The 24,116-nt window shown below is 34.1% G+C and carries 15 protein-coding genes; all 15 read right to left on the bottom strand.

All coding sequences use genetic code 11. The annotated features are described in order from the left end of the window. Positions 1 to 3: 3 nt before the first annotated feature. The 15 genes from PMI10_RS08015 to PMI10_RS07945 all read right to left on the bottom strand — a co-directional run bounded on the left by PMI10_RS08015 (position 4) and on the right by PMI10_RS07945 (position 23,894). Positions 4 to 1,737: a contractile injection system tape measure protein gene (locus tag PMI10_RS08015; RefSeq protein ID WP_007806500.1), complete on the bottom strand. Its 1,734-nt coding sequence runs from the start codon at positions 1,735 to 1,737 to the stop codon at positions 4 to 6. Beyond that, positions 1,721 to 5,164, bottom strand: coding sequence for a PKD domain-containing protein (locus PMI10_RS08010; protein WP_007806499.1), 3,444 nt, complete (start codon positions 5,162 to 5,164; stop codon positions 1,721 to 1,723). The genes PMI10_RS08015 and PMI10_RS08010 overlap by 17 nt, the downstream gene beginning before the upstream one ends. A gap of 11 nt (positions 5,165 to 5,175) precedes the next feature. Further along, positions 5,176 to 7,878 (bottom strand): hypothetical protein, encoded by a 2,703-nt coding sequence (locus PMI10_RS08005; RefSeq protein ID WP_007806498.1) that lies wholly within the window; start codon positions 7,876 to 7,878, stop codon positions 5,176 to 5,178. After that, positions 7,866 to 11,273 carry a baseplate J/gp47 family protein gene (locus PMI10_RS08000; protein WP_007806497.1) on the bottom strand — a complete coding sequence of 1,136 codons (3,408 nt, stop codon included), beginning with the start codon at positions 11,271 to 11,273 and terminating at the stop codon, positions 7,866 to 7,868. Before PMI10_RS08000 ends, PMI10_RS08005 begins: the two co-directional genes overlap by 13 nt. A 13-nt stretch (positions 11,274 to 11,286) precedes the next feature. After that, positions 11,287 to 11,697 carry a GPW/gp25 family protein gene (locus PMI10_RS07995; protein WP_007806496.1) on the bottom strand — a complete coding sequence of 137 codons (411 nt, stop codon included), beginning with the start codon at positions 11,695 to 11,697 and terminating at the stop codon, positions 11,287 to 11,289. Between the two features lie 2 nt (positions 11,698 to 11,699). Continuing rightward, positions 11,700 to 11,990 (bottom strand): PAAR domain-containing protein, encoded by a 291-nt coding sequence (locus tag PMI10_RS07990; RefSeq protein ID WP_007806495.1) that lies wholly within the window; start codon positions 11,988 to 11,990, stop codon positions 11,700 to 11,702. A 205-nt stretch (positions 11,991 to 12,195) separates the two neighbouring features. Then, complete coding sequence (gene vgrG / locus PMI10_RS07985; protein ID WP_007806493.1) at positions 12,196 to 13,941, bottom strand: type VI secretion system tip protein VgrG; 1,746 nt, start codon at positions 13,939 to 13,941, stop codon at positions 12,196 to 12,198. Beyond that, positions 13,942 to 14,637: a CIS tube protein gene (locus PMI10_RS07980; RefSeq protein WP_007806492.1), complete on the bottom strand. Its 696-nt coding sequence runs from the start codon at positions 14,635 to 14,637 to the stop codon at positions 13,942 to 13,944. It abuts the gene before it with no gap. 1 nt (position 14,638) lies between these two features. Then, the gene (locus PMI10_RS22200) at positions 14,639 to 14,800 is read right to left on the bottom strand and encodes a DUF5908 family protein (RefSeq protein ID WP_007806491.1); all 162 of its coding nucleotides are present in this window, start codon (positions 14,798 to 14,800) and stop codon (positions 14,639 to 14,641) included. Between the two features lie 7 nt (positions 14,801 to 14,807). Then, on the bottom strand, positions 14,808 to 15,254 hold the full coding sequence (locus PMI10_RS07975) for a phage tail protein (protein WP_007806489.1): 447 nt from the start codon (positions 15,252 to 15,254) through the stop codon (positions 14,808 to 14,810). Positions 15,255 to 15,256: 2 nt separating this feature from the next. Continuing rightward, a complete protein-coding gene (locus PMI10_RS07970; RefSeq protein ID WP_007806487.1) occupies positions 15,257 to 15,685 on the bottom strand; it encodes a phage tail protein in 429 nt (142 codons plus the stop codon). Positions 15,686 to 15,715: 30 nt separating this feature from the next. Then, the gene (locus PMI10_RS07965; RefSeq protein WP_007806482.1) at positions 15,716 to 17,815 is read right to left on the bottom strand and encodes a phage tail sheath C-terminal domain-containing protein; all 2,100 of its coding nucleotides are present in this window, start codon (positions 17,813 to 17,815) and stop codon (positions 15,716 to 15,718) included. 21 nt (positions 17,816 to 17,836) lie between these two features. After that, entirely contained in the window at positions 17,837 to 18,673 is an 837-nt protein-coding gene (locus PMI10_RS07960) for a hypothetical protein (protein ID WP_007806480.1), read from the bottom strand. After that, complete coding sequence (locus PMI10_RS07955) at positions 18,670 to 19,272, bottom strand: DUF4255 domain-containing protein (protein ID WP_007806478.1); 603 nt, start codon at positions 19,270 to 19,272, stop codon at positions 18,670 to 18,672. Before PMI10_RS07955 ends, PMI10_RS07960 begins: the two co-directional genes overlap by 4 nt. 551 nt (positions 19,273 to 19,823) lie before the next feature. Further along, positions 19,824 to 23,894: a hybrid sensor histidine kinase/response regulator transcription factor gene (locus tag PMI10_RS07945; RefSeq protein WP_007806476.1), complete on the bottom strand. Its 4,071-nt coding sequence runs from the start codon at positions 23,892 to 23,894 to the stop codon at positions 19,824 to 19,826. Positions 23,895 to 24,116: the final 222 nt, after the last annotated feature.

The following is a 24,116-nucleotide window of genomic DNA, read 5'->3' as shown; positions in this document are numbered from 1 at the left end:
TTTTTACCAGTTAACATATATGATTCGTTTTTTCCAGGCCAATTTTATGATGCTCAAATTCCAGCTTAATTTGTCTAATAAAATATCTTGTGTTTTTCGCTCTATAATTATTGTGGGACTTTCGTTTCCATTAATGTTCAGTTTTCCGGGGCGTTGCAAAAATTCGTTTTGCAGCAATTCTGCCGATGATGTTTTCATTACATCCCAATTGCTTAATACGGCTTGCAGCATTGCTTCTCCTTCTTTTTTCATTTCTTCAGAGAGTACAATGTTTCTTTCAATAGGTTGAGCTATTGGAATATTGCATAAGAATTTTTCGAAAGTCATAGCGTTCTCATAATCCTGTTCTTTTCCTGTGGCTATATAATGTAAAAGGTGCGTGGCAACTTCGGGATTATTTATAGTATTGTCTTTATTGAGCAGTTTGCAATTATCAAAAAGAGATTTCAAAAAGGGATGAATCAAGACTAAACCTGCATTGTCAAGATATAATTCGCTAATATCTGTAGCTAATATTTCTTGTTCTTTTTCTTCTTTTTCAAAAGAAAGCTCTTTTTTATCGATTACTTCTTCGTGATTATCCGGAGTTTTTTCTTTTGAGTTATTTGATAATGATTCGACATTTTTATCATCGCTGTCAACAGACGCCTCTTTGTTTTTTGACAAAATCAAATCCGAATCGGGCGTTGACTTTTTATTATTTTCCTGAATTTTTTCTGATTCTATTTTTGTTTCAGTTTCTATTTCTGTCTCTGCCTCCGTTTTTATTGCTGCTTGGGGTTTTGTGACCCTTTCTTTTCCTGTTTCTTTTTCTTTTAAAATAACTTTGTTTAGTTTTTCTTCGATAATTAAAACAATAGCATCAAGATTAGCCAGTAATTCCAGTTCGTTTTGGCTCTCTATCTGATTTTCAATTTCCTTTAGAAAAAGTTCTTTGCTTTCTAAAAAGCTGTTTTTTTTATGAAATTCAAACACACTGCAAATCAATCTGTAAAGCTTTTGTTTTACAATTGTATCGCTTGTCCCTAAAAGACTTAAAATGACTATTTCCCACATTAAAAATCTTTGATTCGGAATCAATTGATTTTTTGTAATACTGCTTTCAATGTGTTTTTTTATGGCGCTAATCCTGATTATTTTGGCGTTGCTGTCAGTGCTGTTTTTTTTAAGCAATATTCCTTTTTTAATAATTGTTACAATTTGGCTGTCACTAAATTGTTTGATAAACCTTGTTCTTACAATTGGTTTTTGGACCGCATTTGCCCACTTAAAAGGAAAGGTTTTATCATTTAGGATTTCACCAAATGTAGTGTCATCTACTATTTTAAAATCAGGGTTTAAAGTTGTCCACCAGACATTTGTACCTGTTTCCAGAAAATGAAAAAAGCTTTCTATTTCTTTTTCTTGTGGTTTGATGAGTTTATAACCTTCTATGTTTGTATTTTCTTTTTCAAAAACTTCTTCAACTTGTTTTGTGATTTTTTTTAGGATCTGCCCTTTGAAATCTTCAAAATCCAAATTTTGGCTGATGGTAATATCAAGGTTAAGTTTGTCTAATTGTATGCTGTGTGAAGGATTTTTCGAATCTAATTCATTGAAATAATTTTCTAAAAACGAGAAGATTTCCTTTTGCAAAAATGCATCAATATTGTCCTTGAGATAATACCCTTTTTCTTTAGAATTGGTATTTATCTCAAGGAAAACTTTATTGATAATATGTTTATTTGAATGTATCACCAGCTTTAAGGTCTTCTATTTGTATATTTAAATTGGACAGTATAAAATCGATTTTTGAAAATACGGTTAGCATACCTGACAAAAACTCTTTCAATGATCCGTCTTTATCGGTATTGAATTTTATTTCTACGAAACTTTTAAATAAATTATTAAAAAGTAATCCTGCCGGGATAATTAGTTTTTCAGATGCTTTAAGCGTCTCCAGATCTTGACATCTCAAAATAGTGTAATACAATGAAGTATTTAATTCGATAAGTGTTTCTACCGCAGCAATCTGATTTAAATTTTGCAGTCTAATGGCAGAGGCAACAACTGTGGATATAAAATTGAAATATTCCTGCGTGAACAATTCAGATATTTTAGCATTTGACTTACCGTTGATATAATCCACAAGGTTTTTGTTAACTTCTGCAAATCTGCTTTCAGTTTCAGAAATGAAGTTAATAGTGTCCTTATTGAATTTATTTAAAACAGAAGTTTCTTTTAAATTAGAAGTAGTGTCAATTGAATCTCTTACAAATAGATCTGCATTGTCAAGACATGTATTTACTTGCACTTTTCTAATCTCAATTGGTCTTGGGCCATCGGTTATTGGGCCGCATTTACTTTCGGCAGTTAATGAAACTAAAATAGAAGCTTCATTAAATAAAGAAATTGGTCTTGTTATCGGGTCTTTTTTATCCGTTTTTACTATTTCCTTACTAATATCCCAAGTATAACTATCGGCATTTTGAGAATTGTTGGTTAAGGTTAGCATTCCCGTTGGATCTATAACGAATGTAAAATTGGCAGTAGCCAGATCTAAAAGTGTAATTACAAGATTAGATGGTTTGCCGTCGATCAAAATGGTTACGCTTGTTACACCCGAAGGAACACCAGCCGGATTAAACTGAACTCCTCCTCTTGTTGTTACAACTCCTTCTCCGGAAATAATGGCTCCTTTTATATTTGGTTCAAGGGTAAGTAGCACCGGTTTATCGTTTCTGCAAAAGGATATTTTATTTACTAATTTGCCATCTATCAGTACTTTTGGGTCTTCAATTTCAAAACTCACCGGATGAGTAACTTGAAAACCGCAGTTGCCATTGTTTGCATTAAGAGTAACATTAAAGGTGAATTTTTTCTGCGATTCACTATTGTACTTGTAGATGTGTTTTATTTCTGTTTTTTCATCTGTAACCGGATCCGTTTTGTCTCCAAAATTCCAGGTATATTTATTACCGGCCAGATTATCTCCGGTTACGGTAAAAGTAACTTCGGTTTCACTAATCCCCGATGGTTTTAAAGGAACAGCAACAAAATCGAATATTGGTTTTTCAAAAATGGTAATGGCACATTCAGTATCAAAATTATTAACCGTAAATGTTATGGTTTGGCCTATTAATTCTTTGCTGACTAAATTTGGATCAAAAACAAGTATTCCATATTCATTTACTGTTACTCCTCCGTTTTGATCAGGTCGAACATTAGCTTTTACATAACCTCCAGTTGGGGATACTTTAAAAGGCAGAGGCGGTGTTTTGCTGTCAAAACAAATTTTATCTACCGGTAAAGTAAGTCCAATATTATTTTCGTCACAACATAAATACGGTAACGAAAAATCAGCAACAACTGGATTTAAAATAGGGATGCCTTCAGCAAATTTTTCAAAGTCACCAGTTAAAGATAGTCTGCGGCTTTTATTATAATAAGGTATTTTTTCTTCCAGATATATCATTATAAATGTACCTCCAGGAGCTACGCCTGCTTTATGCTCGTAACCGTGGTTTTTGTTGAGGTAATATTTGGTGAAATTTTGGATCGTTTTATCAAGTTCATTAGCATTTACTGCCAGAATCATTATATTAAATCCTAGCCCGTTTTCTAATCTAATTTGCTGAATATCTTTTAATGCTTCTTTGTAATTGCGTCCCTGATGTCCTTCAATTCTATAAAAATCACTGTCAAGATGAATTTCGAGTGGTTTTTTAGTATTCAATAAATCATCATGGTAACTAACATTGTTTTTTTGCAATCCTAAAATGGTTTTATCAAAATCCCAAGCGTTAATAAGCGAATCGTTTACATTATTGTAAAACGGAATGGCTTTTTTGCCCAATTTGCCCAATTGTAAAGAGGGTGTAATTTTTATATCATTATATAAAGGATTGTAGTTTTCTAATAATTGTGCGCTTCGCAAAATAAGACTGTATATTCTTTGTCTGGCTGTGTCTTCGCCGTAGCATATATTTATTTCATCTGCTTTTTCCTCTTTTTTCTTTTTTTCTGAATCTTTACTAGGAACCTCATCATCTGCAAGACAGTCATTACAAGTGGTAAGGTTTTCTCCTGTAAGCAAAGGCGATTTGTAAAAAGCATGACGGAATTCAAAACAAGGCTCGGTTTTTATTAATTCGCCCAGCATTAAGTGTTTTGGAAAAGCATTAATATCTGGAGAACAATAACTATCGTTTATAGTAAGCAACAATGCTCTGGTTTCGTTGTAAGTATCAACAAGATCGTTAAGCAGATCATATAGGTATTGAAAATCGGGAGGAAGTACCGGATTTCCTTCAAAATTAAATAGTTCGCTTATCTTTTTTTGAATAGCATCTGAAATGATTGGCATATTTAAGCCTTTCAGCAGCTTGTTGTAGCCTTCCTGCAAATTTTTAACAACATCGTTTTTGAAAATTCCTTTGGTAAAAGTTTGTTTTATAGCATCAAGATGGACAAAATCTTCTTTTTTTAGTACAATTCTGTTTGATTTTAGGTCTGGTAAATTATAGTATAAATTAGAATAATTGATTTTGCCAATCATGCTGTCAAGACCTATTATTTTTGTGGCAACGTCTGTGCTGACAATTAAAACTTTATAATTGCCCACAATTTCTAATCCCTGATTGTCACAAGAAAGACTTACGCAAAGGTCAGATTCTTTTTCATACGACTCCAGATATAAAAGAATTACGGCCTTTTCAAACTCAAATTTTGTATTTGCGGCAAATTTTGCTAAAGCAAAATTGGGATCTTTTTCTTTTTTTTGCTGTTCCTCTGTCAAGAGTTCAAAAAGAGGCCATTGCTTGTTTGGCCCATCATAAAAAAATGGTTTATAAGCCGCTTTTGTATTGTCATAAATTTTGCAGTGCGTATAGGTTTTGGAGTCAAAATCAATTTTTTTGTTTCCCAATGCATCTGCCTGATATAATTTAAAAAGATCACCATCAGTAGTAACACCAGTTCCCTGTGTTATTGAAATGGTTTGTTGATCCGCATTATAAGCAGGATAAAACCCGCAAACTATACCAACGCCACTCAGGTAAATGCGTGATAGGCGATCCTGATCGTCAAAAAAATCTACTACCTCATTAAGGTTTCCTTCTGTAAGTACCTGATTCTTTGTGAATCTTCGGTATTGTGTTGTTATTGTTGAAAGTTTTGCTGACATGGCAATAGTTTTTATAGTGATCCTAAATTCGTTTTTCCTAGTATAATTTTGTCTGACAATCGCTCGTTTTCATCGCTGCAGTCAAACAGTCGCCCTGTTGGGTAAACATTGTCCAGAACGGTTAACGCTTTAATAAAACTGATTAATTGGGGTTCCGGCTGTTCCTGATTCAAATCAGTTTTGGCGATTAAGTATTCTTTATATGTTTTTTCAAATTGAACAAGCTGGTTTTCTGCGGGGTCTTTTACATCTTTTTCCCTATATCCAATCCAGCATATTTTTGCCAGAACGTGAGCGGGCAGTTCTTCCTTAATTATTTTTTCTATGTAATTTCTAAAATCGGTATTGGCAAATCGCAATGTATATCCCGGCAGCACTACACTTACACGGTAGGAGTAAGGATCTATTGGTTCGCAATTATCGCACTCATCGGCGCAGATAGGCATGAACGTATCAGGATTTACGGTTGTTAGATTTACATCCGGACGAAGCATCATATGTTCGATCAAAAACATTCCTTCTTCGGTAAAATCTTCTTTCATGAAGTGAATCAAGTCCAGAATCGATTTTTCTAAATCCTTCAAATCAGTATAGTATTCATATCTGCGGGCAATAATGCGGTTTGGATTTTTCTTGTCTTTAATTGCGGGATTTATAATGTCATAAGAATATTTCCCGGCATCTGACTTTTGAATCAAAATATTGTCAATAATAGATAAATCTGTTATTGTGCCGTTTTTAAAAGCTTCTTTTATTTTATATTCCCGTGTCTGAATAATTTGCAGCACGGCAAAATAAAGTTCCTTATTTGCTGCCGAAGTATCGAAATATTCTGCTGTTGAAGAAAGTACAATTTCCTTATTAGTGTTTACAATACGCCATCTATAAACAGATTGATTGTCTGAATCAATAAAATTGTACATTTCGACAAACGAATTAGAAAGGTTCCTGCGACTGTAATCTTTAATACCAATGAGTCTTGAAATCCTTTTTTCTGCTCCTGAAACATTATTGGTATCCCATAAATTGGCAATGGGTTGTTTGTAATAATCAAAAGCATTGCCGCGCTCTTTGCTTACTACTTTATAATCTTTCAAAAAGTTTTCTTTGTCACGCAATACTACCTGATCTGTAGTGTTGCCGTAAATGGTTTTGTTGACAAATACGTATTCCGAAAAATTTTCGGCAAAACGCGATAAGAGGTGATCTAAAATTTTATTTCTTCGTTCGATATTATTGTCCTGCTGGTCAAAAAGCAGTGCTGTGATAGTTTCATCATTGTAATTTTCATATCCGTTTACAATGTCATCAGCGCCTTCAATGTCTTTAACGACTTGTGTAAAAAGAGTTCTGGTCAAATTTCCGCTTACAGAAAGCAATTCACTTACCTGGCCCAATTGTTTAAAATAACTTCCTAATATCTGATCAAAAAATAAAAGATATCCTTTTAATTGTTTGGCTTTAGATTTGCGTTCAACAGATGATCTGGAAGGAAGTCCTACTTCACCAATTCCATAGGTTTCAGGGAAATCATTTTGTATGGTGGTATAAAAATCAGTGTTAAGATATTCGCCATTTGGGATATCTAATTCTTTATCCTGACTGGCGTTTGTTGTAGCTTTATCTTTTTCGGCTTTTATGGCGTCTAAATAAATTTTTACCTGAGCCTGATTGATATTGAGCGGCAATAATCCTTTGTTGTAATTGAAAACACTTTTAGCACAAACAACAGGTTTTTGGTAAGGTGCAAGGCAGATAAGCCATTTGTTTTCCAAATCATCACCTCCACAATTTCCTAAAGAAATATCTTTAATCAGCACTACATCCGGCACCGACATTATTATCCTCATGATGTCTGAGAGGCGTACTTCATTTCTCAAATCGGCCGTAAGCAATTCTTTAGTATCAATAAAACCATTCTCTAAACTTGGGCCGTCAAAAATTTCCAAAGTTGAATATCCTTTGTCAATCATTTGCTTTAAAGAATAAAAATTGACTGTTGTCGATAAGTAACTTTCCAGAGCGTCAATCACATTTGCATGAACGAGTTCTTCATCGGCTTCAGTATCTACTTCAATATCTGCACAAATTTTAATAGGGTAGTCTACAACTTTTTTTATTTCAACAAGATCTTCACAAAGGTTTCTGTTTGCATGATACTGCTTTCTTATTTTTTCTTTAACAGCTTCTATTTCTGAAGGTTTTGAGCTTTCAAAATCTACATAAAGATCATATAAACCATTGAGTTCAAAAGTTTTTCTTAAATTATCTGGCAGTTTTTCATAATCCTTAATGTCATATGAAAGTTTATCTTTTTTGCAGTCCACATACACTGTTTTTTTATGTTTTGCAAGCCAGCAGTTTCTAACTCCTTTTATGTCTATAAATAATTTTCGGTAATCATTTTGCGTGACTGGACTTGATGACAATACTTCTGAGGCTTTAAAAAACTGTTTTGGAATGCCTTTATTAATGTCATTAGATTCCAGTATATTTTCTATAGGGAGATTGAGTCTCATCCCTAGATCAGAAATGGCGTAGCAAAGCATTTCCAGCATCGTAATTCCAGGATCATGCTCGTTAAAGTCTGTCCAAAATTTACTGCCAAAAGACTCTATATATTCAATTCCTTTTTTTCTCAAATAAAAGAAATCCAAATCGTCCTCGGTTGCTGATTTTTTAGGAATGGTGATATGTTGGTTTAGTATCGACATTTTTCAGGTTCTTCTGGGGTTGTTATTGTACAAGTTATTATGTTGGTACTGATAATGTGGTTTTTAACAGAGACTAAAATGTTTTTTGGGCTTGATGGAGACAGCGTAGTTAAAAAGTCTAAAAAACGTACATTGTCCTTGTTATTTTCTGTATCTTCTAATGGTTTAGGGTGTTCCTTATCTGTTTTCTTATCGATATATATTGCCATCTCAAGTGTAGATAAAAAATCTACATAATATAAATTTTCGATATATTCGATAACAATACTTCGCTGCAGTTCAACTCCAAATATGATTTGCTTAGAGGTATCAAATGCCCAAGGAGATAGAAATTTTATAAGATCTTCATTGAGCTGTTTTTTATAAAAATTCTCATCGTATTCGGGATAAAACTTTACATCCAATTTTATTATAACTTTTTCATAATCAGGATTAATTACTTTTGCAGATACTAGCATTGAGTTTTTAGAATTAATAAAACTCTCTATACTGTTCAATGTGGCTGTGCTTACTCTGGGCTCATAAATATCGAATACATTTTTGTCTATGATATCCGGAATTACTACCAGCGTTACTTTTCCCGGGGATAAAAACGAGGTGCTTGTACCCGAAATAAAAGTATGGTTAAGGCATTTTACTCTAAAAACACTTGGAAATTCCTGTAAAATAAGATGCTCATAATCCCAAAGTGTTATAGCTCTGTTTTTGTGGCGCAAGCGTTCACTTACACGCAGGTAATAAGATTCGTCTGATTCCAATGGTTTTCCATCAAATGAATTAAAGGGTTGTTCAATGCTTTTAATTTGTGGAACTCTGGTAATTAATTTAGATATAGTTTTGGCAGGTAATGTGCTGTCTAAATGAGCTAAATTATTGTTGTTATCAAAAAATTGAGCGGTAACAACCTGAGTTTTTACATCGATAACTTTGCAAACGGCATCATAATCTTTGTGCATTTTTGCTTTTACCCAAATGGTATCGGCTGGAAACAAAGTATTGTCATTAGTTGCCTGTTTTGGAATGCTAAATTTTACGATACCCGATTTTAAAAAGTTATCGATACCATTTGCTAAAATATCTTTATCCAGATTTTTCCAATAATTGTCGCATAATATGTACCATTCTACTTTTTGTTTTCCTGTAAAAGTGGGAACGCTTATATTTTCGCTTCCTTCTAATATTTGAAATAATAATGAAATTTGCTGTTGTATTTCTGCATCCTGAAGCCCTACATAAAATTCACCTCCATCGCAATAATCCGGAACCAGACAATTTGTAGTTGACGTTCCAGTCTCTAAAATTTCTTTATTGATAGCTTGTTGTTTCAAATAAGAATGCTCTTCACGCTGACCAAAAGGAGCTTCATGAAACAATTTTATTCGGTTTGACTCGTAGGTAGAAATACTAAAATCAGTAGTTTCCTCAGCAGAATAATTCAGGCTTATGCTTTCTACAACTGGTGTGTAAGGCTCATTTGGAATAGGCGTTGATGCATCTGTAGCCACATTCATTATGGCCAGAGTATATATTTTTGGAAATAACGAATGCAAAAACGATTGATTTAATGTCAATCGTATAGGACCACTTTTGCCAAGTTCATAGTTGCCTTTTACATTGATATTCGATTCAAATACTTGATCTTTATCAGTATCAACAAATAATTTGACAACTGTATTTTGATTGTCCCAAACTTCTTTGTTTAAAACAGATAATGTTGCTTTAAAATAGTTCTCTATAACAATTGGATCATTTGGGTTTATTTCAAGTGATTCGTTTGTTTCTGCAACAGCTTCTATTGAATCATTAGTTTCTGCAGGAGCTTTTATTTCCGAATTGTTTTTTTTGGCAATTCCATCTTCAGGCTGGTTGGCATTCATTATTTTTTTAACGCTGTCCTTGATGAAAATGGCATCAAGAAAAATCTGTTTACTTATGGTTTCAAGAAAACTTTTTTTGTAGGCTGCGTAATGAGTTTCAAATGATAATGGAGTGTTTTTCCACTTTATATTAATATCTGCATCTATCCATTTTTTAGAAAAGATTTCGGGATAGTTTATTATAAATGAACTGTTTTTTTCAGGTTGAGGTGTAAAAGGGTAAAAGGGTTTTGCAGCATTAAGTAAACCATTATCACTTTCTAATAATAGAGATTTTACATCCTTAACTTCAACTTTTGCAGTAATGGCAGATACTTTATTTCTAACTAAACTTCTAAAAAGATTATGCCCATTTTTATTTTGCGTATTGATTAAAAACCGAATTACGGGCAGATCTGTCGAGAAAAACTCTCCTAAAACCTTCTGGTCGTAGTTAACAATTGCAGGGTTATCTTTTGGTATCTGAAAAACTAATTTTAATTGTTTGCCCCCAATGCTTGAAGATTGATTCCCATTCTTAAAAGCAATGGCTGTGTCAAGTTTAAAATTTCCAATCCATCCTTTTTTTCCACTATATAAAATACTGATGTTTGCTATAAGATGGTCAACAGTAAAGGGAATATCAAAAGTTAAGTCATCAACAAAAGTAATAGTGGCAGCGATATTTCTATCACCTTCCTTAAGATTAAATAATTCTGAAGCTATTGCAAAACCTAATTTAGCATCGTCCAATTTGGGGTACTTTTTTTCATGAGATGTATATCCAAAAGGAAGCCAATATGGGGCGTCTTCTTTTAGCGGTTCCCCTTTTCCGTCAAGGGAATTTGCAATTTCGCTGTATTTTATTTCGCCCAAATCAATGTCATTATACACACTTTTCAGGTACGCTATATGGGCTTTATTGGCAATAAATTCTTCTGTGGTTTTGTATATTAATTTTTTGCCATCGGGATCTTTTCCTGCATCAAGTTCTGTATTTACGGCGATTTTTTCTTCGGCGATTTTTTTTGCCAACTCAAAAATGATACTCACCTTATCCGCTTTTGCGGGAAGTTTTTCGATTTGCAGTATGTCTTTATAAAAAAAGTCTAAATGCTTTTTTGTTATAAGATTAAGTTTGTTTTGGGATAATTCCAATAATTTCAGGAAACACACAAACAATGTCATGTGAGGAGTAAGGTCCTGATTTATATTGGCAGTCGATAATGTTTTGGTAATGTTTTCCTTTAAAGCAGTGTATTCTTTGTCTGTTCTTTTTGGGATGCCATCCGGAAGATCATTTTTTGAAAAACCGAAATAGCTAAAAAATTCCTGCCAATCGCCTTCTGGGGTTTTATCGTTATTTGTGTCAAAAAAATTGACTTGTTTTGCAAAATTATAAGCAAATAACAGCCAGTCTTCAATAGTAAAATCATGAAGTTTCAGGTTGCCCGGCTCTAGTGCGTCACTAAAGCGTTCTTCCTGATTGACTCCATTTCTTTTAAAAATAACATTGTCTATTTGGCTGTTGGTACTCATCGCTTATAAACTTTTAAATATTAGTGCCTTCTCCTTTGTAAAATGGATAAACAAGATTGCTTCTTGAGTTTGTACTTCTTATTCTGTAATCGATGATGACCAATAATTCTCCTTCTAAATCATCGCCTTGTGTGATGTCAATTTTTTCGACATCAATTCGGGGTTCGTAATATAAAATTGCCGTCTTTATTAGTTCTGAAACATAGGTTTTAAGTGTCCTGTCTAACGTTTCAAAAAGTAATTCATCCATATTACATCCATATCTGGGAAGCATAATGCGTTCACCGATTTTGGTAGAAAGCAATATTTCCAGACTGCTTTTAATATCTGCCTCGTCAGATGTCATTACGACTGCTTTCGTGTTCTTTTTAAACTCTGGCGGAAAACTCCATCCAGTACCTAAAAAAGCTTCTTTACTTTCCATAATTAGCCTATTAAAACGGTTGGGCAACCTATTATAATTGTTCCGCCATGCGCAGTTGAATCTCCCATTCTTGCTGCTGGTTTTCCTCCAATAAGCACTGTGGCTGAGCCAGCTATAATACTATCTGGAGGCCCGGTACAAGTGATCATATCTCCCAGGCAGGCTGCCGGTTGGCCGCCTATCAGCACTGTAGGTGTACCCGGTGGTAATATCGGTCCGCCTACATGAGGGACAGTTGCTGTTACCATTGGGCAAACATGCATATCATTGATTCTTGCGGCTGGTGCTCCCATTATTATAATTATTAAGTTAGTTGTAATTATTTTAACACATAGAAACATAGTTTTCTGCAGCTTTAAAAAAAAGGCGTTTTACTAATTTAAATGCACATAGTTCAGCTATGTGTGGAAACTTGTTTCTTTTACTTTCTTTTTTCGACATAAAAAACTATGTTTCTATGTGTTAAAAGATTTTTTAATTGAAAGCAATAGAAATAATTTAATTTATCTGAACAATACTGCCTTTTACAATCGCCACCGCTGCCGACGACATTTCTGCGCCAGCACTGCCTTCGGCTTTAAATTGGGCGGTTGCTTTTAAATTTACATTGGTACCTTCAATTTTTACATCACCTGTTGCCTTTATTGAAATATCGCCTGCGCTTTCCATCTTTATTCCTGCGCTGTCAATTGTAATCACGTTCGAATTTTCGTCTTCAATAATGATAGATCCTTTGTCTTCGTCCAGTGTTATTTTTTTTCCTGCCGGAGTTTCAATGGCTATCGATTTTTTATCATCATCAAAAAGCACTTTCATTTCACTTCTTGTAAAAATTCCTTTTTGGTGGTTATCGTCAGCTGCTTTTAGCGGAGCGGGTTTTGCGCTGCTGTGGAGCATTCCTAAAACAATGGCATCATTAGGATCTTCGTTGATGAAGCCAATAATTACTTCGTCTTCAATTTCAGGCCTGAAAAAAGTACCTCTGTTGTCACCTGCATCCAGGGCCGCTACTCTGCACCAGATGCCCTGTTCTTCGTTATTGATAATTGGGATTTTTACCAGAATTCTGTCTTCACCATCGGGATCGTCCTGAAGCTGGGTTACAATACCAATATGCAGTCCTTTTATGGATGGAATTATTCCCGAGGCCGATGGTGTATTGACATCATACGTTTCAGAAAACCATTCTGGATTCAATCCAAACTGCGCGTTTACAGTCCAATTGCCGTTTGCAATTTCATGGAAAACTCCCGTAATGTATGCTTTGCCATTGAAACGATCTCCTACGCCTTCAAGTGTAATAATCGTGTTAGGTTTTACTGCGGGAATGCCTTGGAATTTTACTCTTCCGCGAACTTTTGACAGTTGTTGAAATAATAATTTTGCATCGGCCCAATCTTGCAATTCGGTATCGGTAACATGACCGCCGTGACGTAATTCTAAATTTTCCAGCTTTACTATATCGGATAAATCCGAAGCAGACAAATTTCCGTTTAAGCTTACGCTGGGATCTTTGGCTTCAATTTCTAATAATTCCTGATTGGAGGCATTCCAGCTGTAGGATGAAACTTTGGCAAACTGATTTCGGGCATCTATTTCGGCATCAAAATCGAGCATACTAGCACCAAAAGCAACTGTTTCAACTGGTTCAGAAGCCAAATCTGGTTTTTTAATCGAAATTTTGCCGTTTTCAACAAAACATAATTTTCCATTGGCTTGTGCGCGGGAAACAATAAAATCCCAATCGGAAGTATTGTACTGCACTAGCTCTTTATGACTATAATTAGTGCTTTCCACATCTTTTTCTAATCCGTAAGTACCTATAATGTCTTCAAAAGCATCACTGTCTTTTACATCATAAAAATATTTGCTTTTTCTCCCAATGGTCATTTTTACTGCTTCGTCTTTGCATTCCACAATTAACAGGGATGAATTATCTTTTATTTTTATGGAATGTTTTACCACTATTCCTTTGTAAATAGTTTCCTCGTCACTGTGATAGCCTGCTTTTATTTCTATTTTTTTTCCCGGAATGAGCAAATCTTCATTACTTAATTTAAAATCTCGTGCTGCAGCATCTCCATCGGTCAAAATAATTTGCGCCATAGGTATTCTATTGACCTCATTATGAACTACAATGCTCATTACCTGGTAAATACCAGACAGCTCATTTCCCTCAATGAGCAATTTGTGCGTTACTAAATCTGCACTTTTACTGGTTTGTATGACGCCGCTATTGTTCATCTATTGTTGTTTTTGTAGAGGAGGGAAAAATATTTTTTGACCAATTTTTAATTTTCTGAAATTGATAAGCTTGTTGGCTCTTGCTACTTCGAGATAATATTTGGAATCACCATAGATTCTAAAAGACATTAACGGAAGCGTATCGCCAGCTTTTACAATTCGGGTGTGTGTTAAATCCGGAGATTGATTGTTTTGCTGTTTTGCTCTTAACTCATCTTCAACAACTCCTTTGAATTTTCCTTTTGCAATGGCTCTAATGGGTGTTCCATCTGGCCTGAAAAGTTTATACTCAATGGTCATTTCCGTGAGAGATCCTTTAAACAGCAGGCTTCCCCAGGCAATTTTTAAATAGTTTGGCTTATGTTCAGTACCATTATATTCTAAAATCACTTTTCTAAAATGCTCAATGTCTTCAATAACTCCATTTTCGGTAGTTTCCTTGCCGGCAATAACACCTGTTCGATCAAAAACAAAATCCAATTCTAATTCCTCCGGCGCAATTGCTGTAAATCTTGGTGCAGGGCTGCTCGTTCCAGCGGCTTGAGTTGTATCTTGCTCTATCTTGTAATGAAAAGTATACTTTTCGGGATTCATCAAAGTAATGAACTCTTCAATATCCGAAATTGGATTGTTGAATTGAGGATCGCTATAAGCAATGATCTTCAGTTTTTTTAATTCACCATTAGTCGTTGTCATATTAGCGTTCTTTTTTTCGTTCAATAATCTTCATTACTTGCTCGACACATTCGGCTACAGTATCTTTTTCAGCAGCAGCTGATGAAGAAGCTGGTTTTGCACCCGAATTTGAGTTTTCGTTCACGTTTATTTTAATGTGAAGCTCTTTGATTTCAATTGGCATGGTAAAATTATTTTTTATGAAGAGTGAAATAATTATAAGCAAGCTCAAAGCTTTCAACAACAATTTTGCTTTCTAAAGCACTAAAATCTTCAACTGCCCATTTTACGGGATAGGCATGTATAACTTTCCAGTGCATTAAAGGCTCATGGTCTTGATTCAAGAGTTTTACAGTTAAATCTACGGGCTTAAACTCGAAATTTTCTAATGCTTTTCTGCACCATTCAATTACGTCAGAATCAATAAGTATCCCCCTTTTTAAAACCAAATTGGGATATTTGGTTTTAACGGGAAGTTTGTGTTTGAATCTGTTTTCTCCACCCTCGACAATTTCTTCTGTTTCAAGATCTACAGAAAGTCCTGATACGGATTGAAATTGATGGTCTTTTTCTTTTGTGCCCAGTTGATCAAATTCAACCAGGAAATGAAAACCTACGGGTGGATAATAGTTAGCCATGACTAGTCATTTTGAATAGATAAACCTTCATGAACCAGTTCAATTGACTCGATGGCGACTTCGTTTCCGTCGGCTTTTAAATCAGTCGATTGAACTTTTGTCGGCCATGCATTTTTTACTTTCCAGGTAATCACTGGTTCGTGTTCCTCATTAAGTAATTTGATGGTGATATCCCTTCTTTCGATGGTGTTTAGTTTTACCGTATTCCACCAGGCGTAATACTCATTATCGCTTTTAAAAGTGCCTCTTTTCATGGTAATGTTAGAGTACTTCTGCATACCCGGCATCTTAATTTTGCTGTATTCCGGACTTGCACCCTGACGATACTCAATAACTTCAGTTTCTACATCTAATCCGGAAACTTCTGTAAAACCTATTTTTGTTCCACCCCAGTCAACTGAGAAATGAAACTTTGGTAATGGATAACTCATGATCTATATTTTTTTAATGATGATTTATAATTAAGATTCCTGCATTTTGTGAGAGAAACGAAGAATGATGAACTCAGCCGGACGAACTACTGCCAGACCAATTTCGATGATCATTTTGCCGTCTAAAATATCCATAGCCGACATGGTTTGTCCCAGTCCGATTCTTACATAAAAAGCTTGTTCTGGTTTCGCTCCTGCCAAAGCTCCGGCTCTCCATTGAAGAATTAAGAAATTTTCAATCATAGCTCTTACTCTTATCCAGGTATTGGCATCGTTAGGTTCAAAAACAAACTGTTCGGTTGCTTTTTTAATAGATTCCTCGGCCATATTGAAGAAGCGGCGAACCGGTACATAACGCCATTCACTATCATTACCGGCTAAGGTTCTTGACCCCCAAACCAAGGTTCCTTTGCCGGTAAAGGTTCTGATAGCGTTGATAGATTTACCTGCAACAGTATCAATATTTAAATTGTCCTGAATGGTATTTGTTATTTGAACGGTTGGTTTTATTACATAATTCAGACTTACATTTGCAGGAGCTTTCCATACGCCTCTGTCTCTGTCAACTCTGGCATAAACTCCCGCAATAGCAGAGCTTGGAGGAAGTGTTATTGGCAGGTTGTAAATTTCAGTAAGTATTTTATTAAAAGTCGCATTGTCGATACTTTCCAAAGTGCTTAATTTTCTTCCGTTTAATGCTCCATTATTTACATCTTTTCCACTAACAGATTTAATAGCATTTACAAGTGTAAGCAGGGATGCTTTAATACCAGAAAAGTTATTTGTAACTATCGTAATTGCTGTTTGAGTATTCAAAGGAGTATAGTCTACAAGTTTTTTTAATTCTTTATCAAAACTTACAGTATCAGTTGATATAATTTTAAGCAGTTTAGCCGTTGCGTTCTCGTCCTGTATTTTCTTTTTTAATGTTTTTAAATTTTTATATACAGAGTCAATTTTGCTTGTGTCAGTAAAGTTCAGATTAAACGCAGTTAAAGCACTTGAGATACTATTGGCAATAACCATATCCTCATCAGATATCGTGCTGATTGCAGCATTTGCTTCGTCGTTCAGCGAATTTCTCAACAGCGATAAACTTTCTAAAGAAGTTAGCAGAACATTCAGTTTATTCAGGAAAGCTGTTTTTTTGGCAGGGTTACTAACAAAGGTTCCGCCTAAATCAAAACCGGTTGCATCATTACTGTACATCTGTAAAAGCAGATCACTCATTTGGCCGGAAATATTTCCGGGAACAGTGGTGACATCAATTAATTTAGCTACAGTCGCATCAATTCCTGTAGTTGGATTTTCGATAGCTACCAGTCCTGCAGCAATTTGATCATACGCTTTTGCTGTGTAAGAGTAATGTTTTAATATAATTTTACTGCTGTCAAAAGCATAATCCAGTATGGTTTCTAAGTGAGGATAATAAACAGCTCCGTATTTAATAGTGTCTTTTTCAGAACTAATTTTAGCTCTTAAATCATCTATATTAGTATCTGTTGGGCTTGATTCATCATAATTTAAAGTATCAATTAAGGTAAATCTATCCTGAAGATTTTGGCATTGCATTAATGCATTATTGTATAATCCGTAGAAATCAGTTATAGTTATTCCACTTACTTTTGTGGCATCGGGAAATAGAATTAGTGTTGGTTCGTCTACCTTTTCTAATTCTGCTAATCCGTCGTTCAACGCAGTGCTGTTATTGATTGCTGTGATCTGAGTGTCTGCTTCATCTAAATCATTTCCATAACGCCCTACCGAAATAATGTAGCAAGGACCGCCGCCATTTGCAAAGAACAACTGCAATGAATAATACATCAAAAAAGGCTGTTTTGAAGTTGGCTGATCGACAACAATAGATCTTGTGTCTCCATTATCAGTTGAAACATCATTAATGGTAACACTAATTGTTGTCTCTGGTTTTGCAAAGCCAAAAAAGCGTTCGTATTCTAAAAGAGATGTTATTCTTGTTGGTTTCAATTTCAAATCTCCATTAATCTTGTTCGTGGCTTTTTCGGTATAGCCAATAAAAGCAGGAATCGCTGTTTCTACCTGGGCAACAGAAGGGGGAAACTTTACGATTTCCTCAACATATACTCCAGGCGTTTTGTAAGTTGTTGCCATAATTGATTTGTTTTTTAATTATTAAATAAATATTTCCGAATAGTAATCACTATTGATTTTTGTTATTGATTTTACAGATGGATTTGGATATTGACTTTCTGCCGGTTCTGAAGGATTAAAATCGTTAAGCGGGTCAATTTCAACAAAACCGGAGCGCGTTAATGGTTTTGCGTTAATAGTGTTAATTACAGTTCCTGCTTTACGATTGATGTACCTCCAAAGCGTTTTTCGATTATCAAAATGAATTTTAAAATTTGGACTTATCATTTTTCCCAAATCATCTACAATGTTTCCTGAACTGTCGTCGCACTTAGCGGTTAATGAAATAAGCCCAAAGACATTTTGTTGTTCTGACGGCTGCAGTGTCGAAATTAAATTGGCAGTGGTTTCTTCAGATACTAAATAGGCATTTGAAATTAGTTTGTTGTCATTTATTTTTGGAAGATATTCAAATGAAACGGGTTCAGTTAAAGGTCTAACGTTGCTAAATAAAAATACCTGACTAAAAGCAAAGTCCAGATTAGTATAATTTTCGAATTGATAATCATTGGTTTTGATTAAAAATTTTAAGTTTAAATCAACTGGGACTTTTATAAATGGATCCAATTCATCTTTCACTTTAATGTATACTCCGAAACCTGTTTTGTTTTTTTTGAATATCATTTTGTAGTTTTTAAGTACAATATTGGTTTCTAAAGTTGGCGTTATTGCTGTAAATGCATCTGTATCAAATTGCTGCAGCATTTTTTCTTTATCAGCATTTGTCATACTTGCAAAAGTTTCTTCTCCATTATTCAAAAAATAATTATGAAGAAGCGTTACTTCAAATAACAATCCATATGTAGCAGCAAAACTCATGACTGTTCTTTTCTTTTGGTTATTCCTGTGAACTCGCCGATAACTTGTCCTTCTGCTTGTACAATATTGCGTTCAATTTGTATCATACTCACTTTATATAAAGCCGATGGAAGCTGCTTGCCGCCTAACGTTCCCCAGATATAATTTAACTCTTCAAAAGTGGGAGTGTAGAGCTCAACCGTAAATCTAAAGTTGTCTACATTGCTCATTGCGCTACTGCTTCTGTTATAAATAGTGTTGGCTTGGGTAAAAAGTCTTTTTCCCTGAAAAAATTCAATAATTTTTGAAATGTCTTTAAGTGAATTGACATATTTGTCTCTGTTGGCACTAAAAAGTAAATACAGATTTAAATTGATGATACTGTTTTTATAAATTGTTTTGGTATTTTCAATAGTATGATTTGGGAAGTTTTTTAAAGTAGCTTCTTCGTCTAAATTGATTAACGTAAGTGCCACACCATCTTTTAAGGCTGTACCTATATCTTCATTTTGAGATTCTAAAAAAGCAATATTTTCAGCAACTACAGATTTGTCCAGCCCAATTTCTTCGAGATAGTTGTTTACTTGTTCTGTAATAATCTGAATAATTTCAAAAATCATTTCGTGATAAAGTTTTAATACATCCTACATTATTTATCCAAATTAAAAAAATAAAAAAGTAGGAAAAAAGGGGAAAAACACCCTTTTTTCCTACTTTTTTTATTTTATAAAATATTGATTATCAGTAAGTTGAGTAAATTAATGATTTTTATTTTACTTTTTTGCGTAAAAGGGAACATCAAAATTTATAAAATCTTTAAAATTTTAATGAAGAAAAAACATAAAATGTTCATTTTTAACATTTTAGTTTTTAAATATTCAAGTCCAAGAATTGTTTTTAACCTGACGGTATTCGAACCCCTTTTCATGGAAAGCAGTAGATTTGTGTATTTTACAGAATTATACTAAGACTTTTTAAAGCATAAAAAAAGCTCCAGATTTCTCTGAAGCTTTTGTTTTAGTAGCGGGAAGCATTCAAATATCTAACCAGTTTATTGAAGATTATTGCACTTGTATCTTAAATTAATAATTCAAAAATCCAATAATTTAGTGTCGTGAAAATTTCTAAACTATGAAATAATTTCTAATTCTAAAATCATTTGGTTTCGAATCTATCTAATATCTCCTTTCTGAATGATATTCAATTCCTTATTAAAAGAATTTCTATATTTTTTGATATACTCTGAAGGTTTCATACCAAACAATTTTACGAACTGTTGACGGAAATAGCGCTGATCTTCTATACCAACCAGAGGACCAACCTGCGCGATATTAATATTTTCAGTAAGCATAATTACTGCGCCTCTGCGGATTCTGATAGATCTGATAAAAACATTTACGGTTTGTCCTGAAATTGCTTTAATCTTTTTGTAAAGACTGGAATGGCTCATACCCATTGCAGCAGAGAAACTCTTTAGGTTAAATTCGCTGTTTTCAAGATTGGCTTCGACGATTTCGATACATTTATCAAGAAACTCTTTATATTCGAGAGGAACCTTATTTACATTTTCACGAAGTGTTATGCTGTCCAGAAAATACTTTCGCAATTGTCCTCTGTTTCGAAGAACGGCATCTACCCGCGCCAGAAGTATTTCACTGTCAAAAGGTTTGGTGACATAATCATCAGCTCCTTCTGTGATACTTTGCAAATGGATGTCGTTACTGGTTGTAGCCGTGAGAAGTATCACCGGAATATGGCTTAAATCATCATTTTGTTTGATTTCTTTACATAAATCCAAACCATTCATGCCTTCCATAGAAATATCGCTTAGTACAATATCAGGCATGTGTTTTTGGACAAGTTTTAGTCCTTCTAATCCATTTGCTGCCGAATAAACAATGTAGTTTTTGGAGAAAAGCTGTACGAGATAATGATTCATTTCGGGATTGTCTTCAACAATTAGCAATACTTTTTTTGTACTGATTAATGCTGACTGGATATTTTCAGAATTTGATGGTTGATTACTGCTTTTAGATGTATTTAGATTATCTGACGGCATTCCTTCAAGAAGTTCTCCCACAAGTGAGGACATATGCGGATGATTCTCGTTTATGTTCATTTCTGCAAAATGACTTTTTCCTTTTGGAAGTATAATAGTAAACGAAGTACCTTTTCCTACTTTACTTTTACACTTTAATTCACCATGATGTTTATTCACAAAATATTTGGCAATATAAAGGCCTATTCCAAAACCATTGCTGGCTTTAGACTGAATTTGCTTGAATTTTTCAAAAATAGTATCAATATCATTTTCATGAATTCCACTTCCGGTATCCGATATAATAATAGAAACATCAGCAGTGTTCTCAATTATCTGAATACTTATAGATCCTTTATTAGGGGTGAATTTGAAAGCATTTGAGATTAAATTAAAAAGAGTAATCTCTATTTTTTCATAATCGCCATATATTTCAACGGTTGTTTTTTCTTCAATAAACTGATAATTTAAACTTTTAACTGCAGCCATTTGCGTAAAGCTTTCGTAAATTTCCCGGCACAAGCTGTTTAAATTAATCTTAGAAATTTTGAGTTCATCAAGATCCGTTTCTGCTTTTCTAAATAGTAGTAATTGATCTGTAAGACCCAATAATCGTTTAGCATTTTTATAGGCCAGATTTATATCAAGATCATCTTCAGAACGGTTTTTTCTTTCAATTGCACTTTTAAGCGGATTTATAATTAAAGACAAGGGAGTGCGCAATTCATGAGCCATATAAGTGAACATGGAAAACTGTTTTTCAGCATGTTCTTTGTCTTTTTTATGCTCCATACGGGTAAGCTTTATTTCATAGCGAAGTCTTTCCTTGTTTTTATGATACCCTACGTAGGCATAAATTGCACCGGCAGCAGCGATTAGATAAAAAGTATAAGCCCACCATGTTCTGTACCAGGGCGGAAGAATTTTTACCGTTGCCAGCGTTACTTCATTGGTCCAGTTTCCAAAAACATCGGTTGTCTTTACTTTAAAAATATAAGTTCCTTCAGTCAGTCTGGAATAATTTGCTCTGTTATCCTTTGTGGTATAATTCCAGTTTTTATCCCAGCCTTCGAGAAAGTAAGCGGTATTTATTTTTTCAGAATTGACATAATCCAGATAAACGAAATCAAAACTTAATGCCGATTTTTCATAAGGGAGCTCGGCAGCACTTATCATATCGAGTTTTTTTTCTGTTATATATGGACTGTTCAGTTTTAAAGACTCATTGTTCACCAACAAATCATTTAGCAGAAACTTGCCGGTATTTTTTTTGTCTTTTATGTTATCGGGATCAAAAACATTGAATCCGTTTATACCTCCAAAAATAAATTCTCCAGTTGAAAGTTTCGTACCTGCATTCCAGCTAAATTGTGTTCCCTGCAGTCCATCAGTGACCCCAAAATTCCTAAAAGTATTATTCTTAGGATTAAATCTTGAGATTCCGTGATACGTACTCATCCATAAATTTCCTTGTTTATCTTCTAAAAGACGGAGTACAGTATTGCTTGAAAGACCATTTTGAGTAGTGTATTTTTTGAAAGTGCCTGCTTTTCTGTTGAATAAAAGCAGACCTCCTTCTACAGTACCAATCCAAAGATTCTTATTTTGATCTTCAGTAATACATCTGATGTTATAATCAGAATGATAGTTTTTTACTTTTTTTGTTTTTGGATCTATTTCAAAAAAAGAATTGAATGTTCCGCCCCAGATTTTTCCGTCTTTGGTTTCATAAAGAGAAGTAACATCGCGTAAAGTATTACTGTAGCAGACAAATTTATTTTGTTTCCTGTCAAATTGATATAATGCACCAGCATTAGTTACGGCTAGCCACAACGTTTTTTTTGAATCTAAAAAGAGCAGCCATGATTCCTGCTCTGCTTTTTTAGTGAATTGATTATAAATGGAAAAATTCTGAATTGCCTTTGATTTTGGATCGATACGGCATACTCCGCCTTTCCACATAGCTACCCAGATGGCATTATCAGAATCCCTGACGATACTTGTAACAAAATTACTTTGAATTTTTCTGCCGGATGATGATGTAGTAGAGTAGACGTCGTAGGTGTTTTGTTTTCTGTTCCAGTAACGTATTCCGGCGCCATCTGTGCCTATCCAGATATTTTTCTTTTCATCTTCACAAAAAGAAAGCATGAAGTTTGCGGCAGGATCTTCGTCTTCTTTATTGGTTATTGGATCCTTGCTTTTAAAATGATTAAAATAGAGAGGCTTTTTACCCATCATACTTACACCTCCGCGTAGGGTTCCGAACCATATTTCTCCGTTTTTGCTTTCGAAAATATCATAAAGAGATTTGCTTTTAAGTAATGCAACAGGGCCACTTGCACGATATAAAACAGGAGTAGACTGGTTTTTTGTAATAGTGTAAACACCGGCACCGTCAGTGGCAATCCAAAGTCTGTTGTCTTGCTGAAAAAAATCGCGTACAGATGTTTTTTCCGAAAACTGATTTTTAGAATATGTATTCAGGCCTGGATTATATAAATAAGCACCTTCATCAGAGCCAATCCACAGCCCCTCATTGGTCAGCTTTATACAATTTGCAACTGTAATTGTATTGTTGAGAAGTGTTATTTTATTTGATTTAATATCATACTGGCAAAGACCTGAGCCAGTAATAAATACATAAAATATTTTTTTCTTTGCATCATAAGATATGGATCTGGCTATGTAATTTAATTTTCCATTAAAAGGAATTGCCGTTCCAATTTGCTCCCCTTCTTTATAAAGTACGATCGCCTCTTTTGTTGCGACAAGAATTATGTTTTGAGAATGTACAGCAATTATTTCATAAGCAGTAATTTTTAACTGCTTAGCTTTTTTATCCATTCCGAAATATTTCAATGGAGTAAAAGACGAACGTTCAGCATTAAAAACAACAGGACCTGCTGTTGTTCCTATCCACAAATTATTTTTATAGTCACCTTCAATACAGCTTATCGCATTTCCCTGAATAGAATTAGGATCAGTATGGATATGGCGGTAAATTTTAAAATCATTTCCATCATATCTGTTGAGTCCGTCAAAAGTTCCAAACCACATATACCCATTTTGATCCTGATATATTGATGCAACAGAATTATTAGAAAGACCTGATGCAATATCAAGATGCTTTATTGGATAATTCTGTCCAAATACTTTTAAAGAAAGAAAAATAATAAGAAGAAAAGACTTTAGCTTATTCATAGATTTTTTGTTAAAAAGCTTCCTGTTCTTTCATATACGAAAAATAGAAGAAATGTGATCTGAAAGCCCAGATCAGTTTTTTATATGAATATAGGTGAAATCTGCATACTTTGCGAAATTAAGGATTTATTATATAATGGTAAAAATAACATTTTGCTTTTTGGATGAATTGCTGGTTGTGATTTCTACGTTTTTTATAATTTAAGGATTATTCTTTCAAGT

The sequence above is a fragment of the Flavobacterium sp. CF136 genome, from assembly GCF_000282055.1.
In the GTDB taxonomy this organism is placed as follows: domain Bacteria; phylum Bacteroidota; class Bacteroidia; order Flavobacteriales; family Flavobacteriaceae; genus Flavobacterium.
The sequence above is the reverse complement of the archived record's forward strand: the minus strand, read 5'-3'. Positions and strand labels throughout refer to the sequence as shown.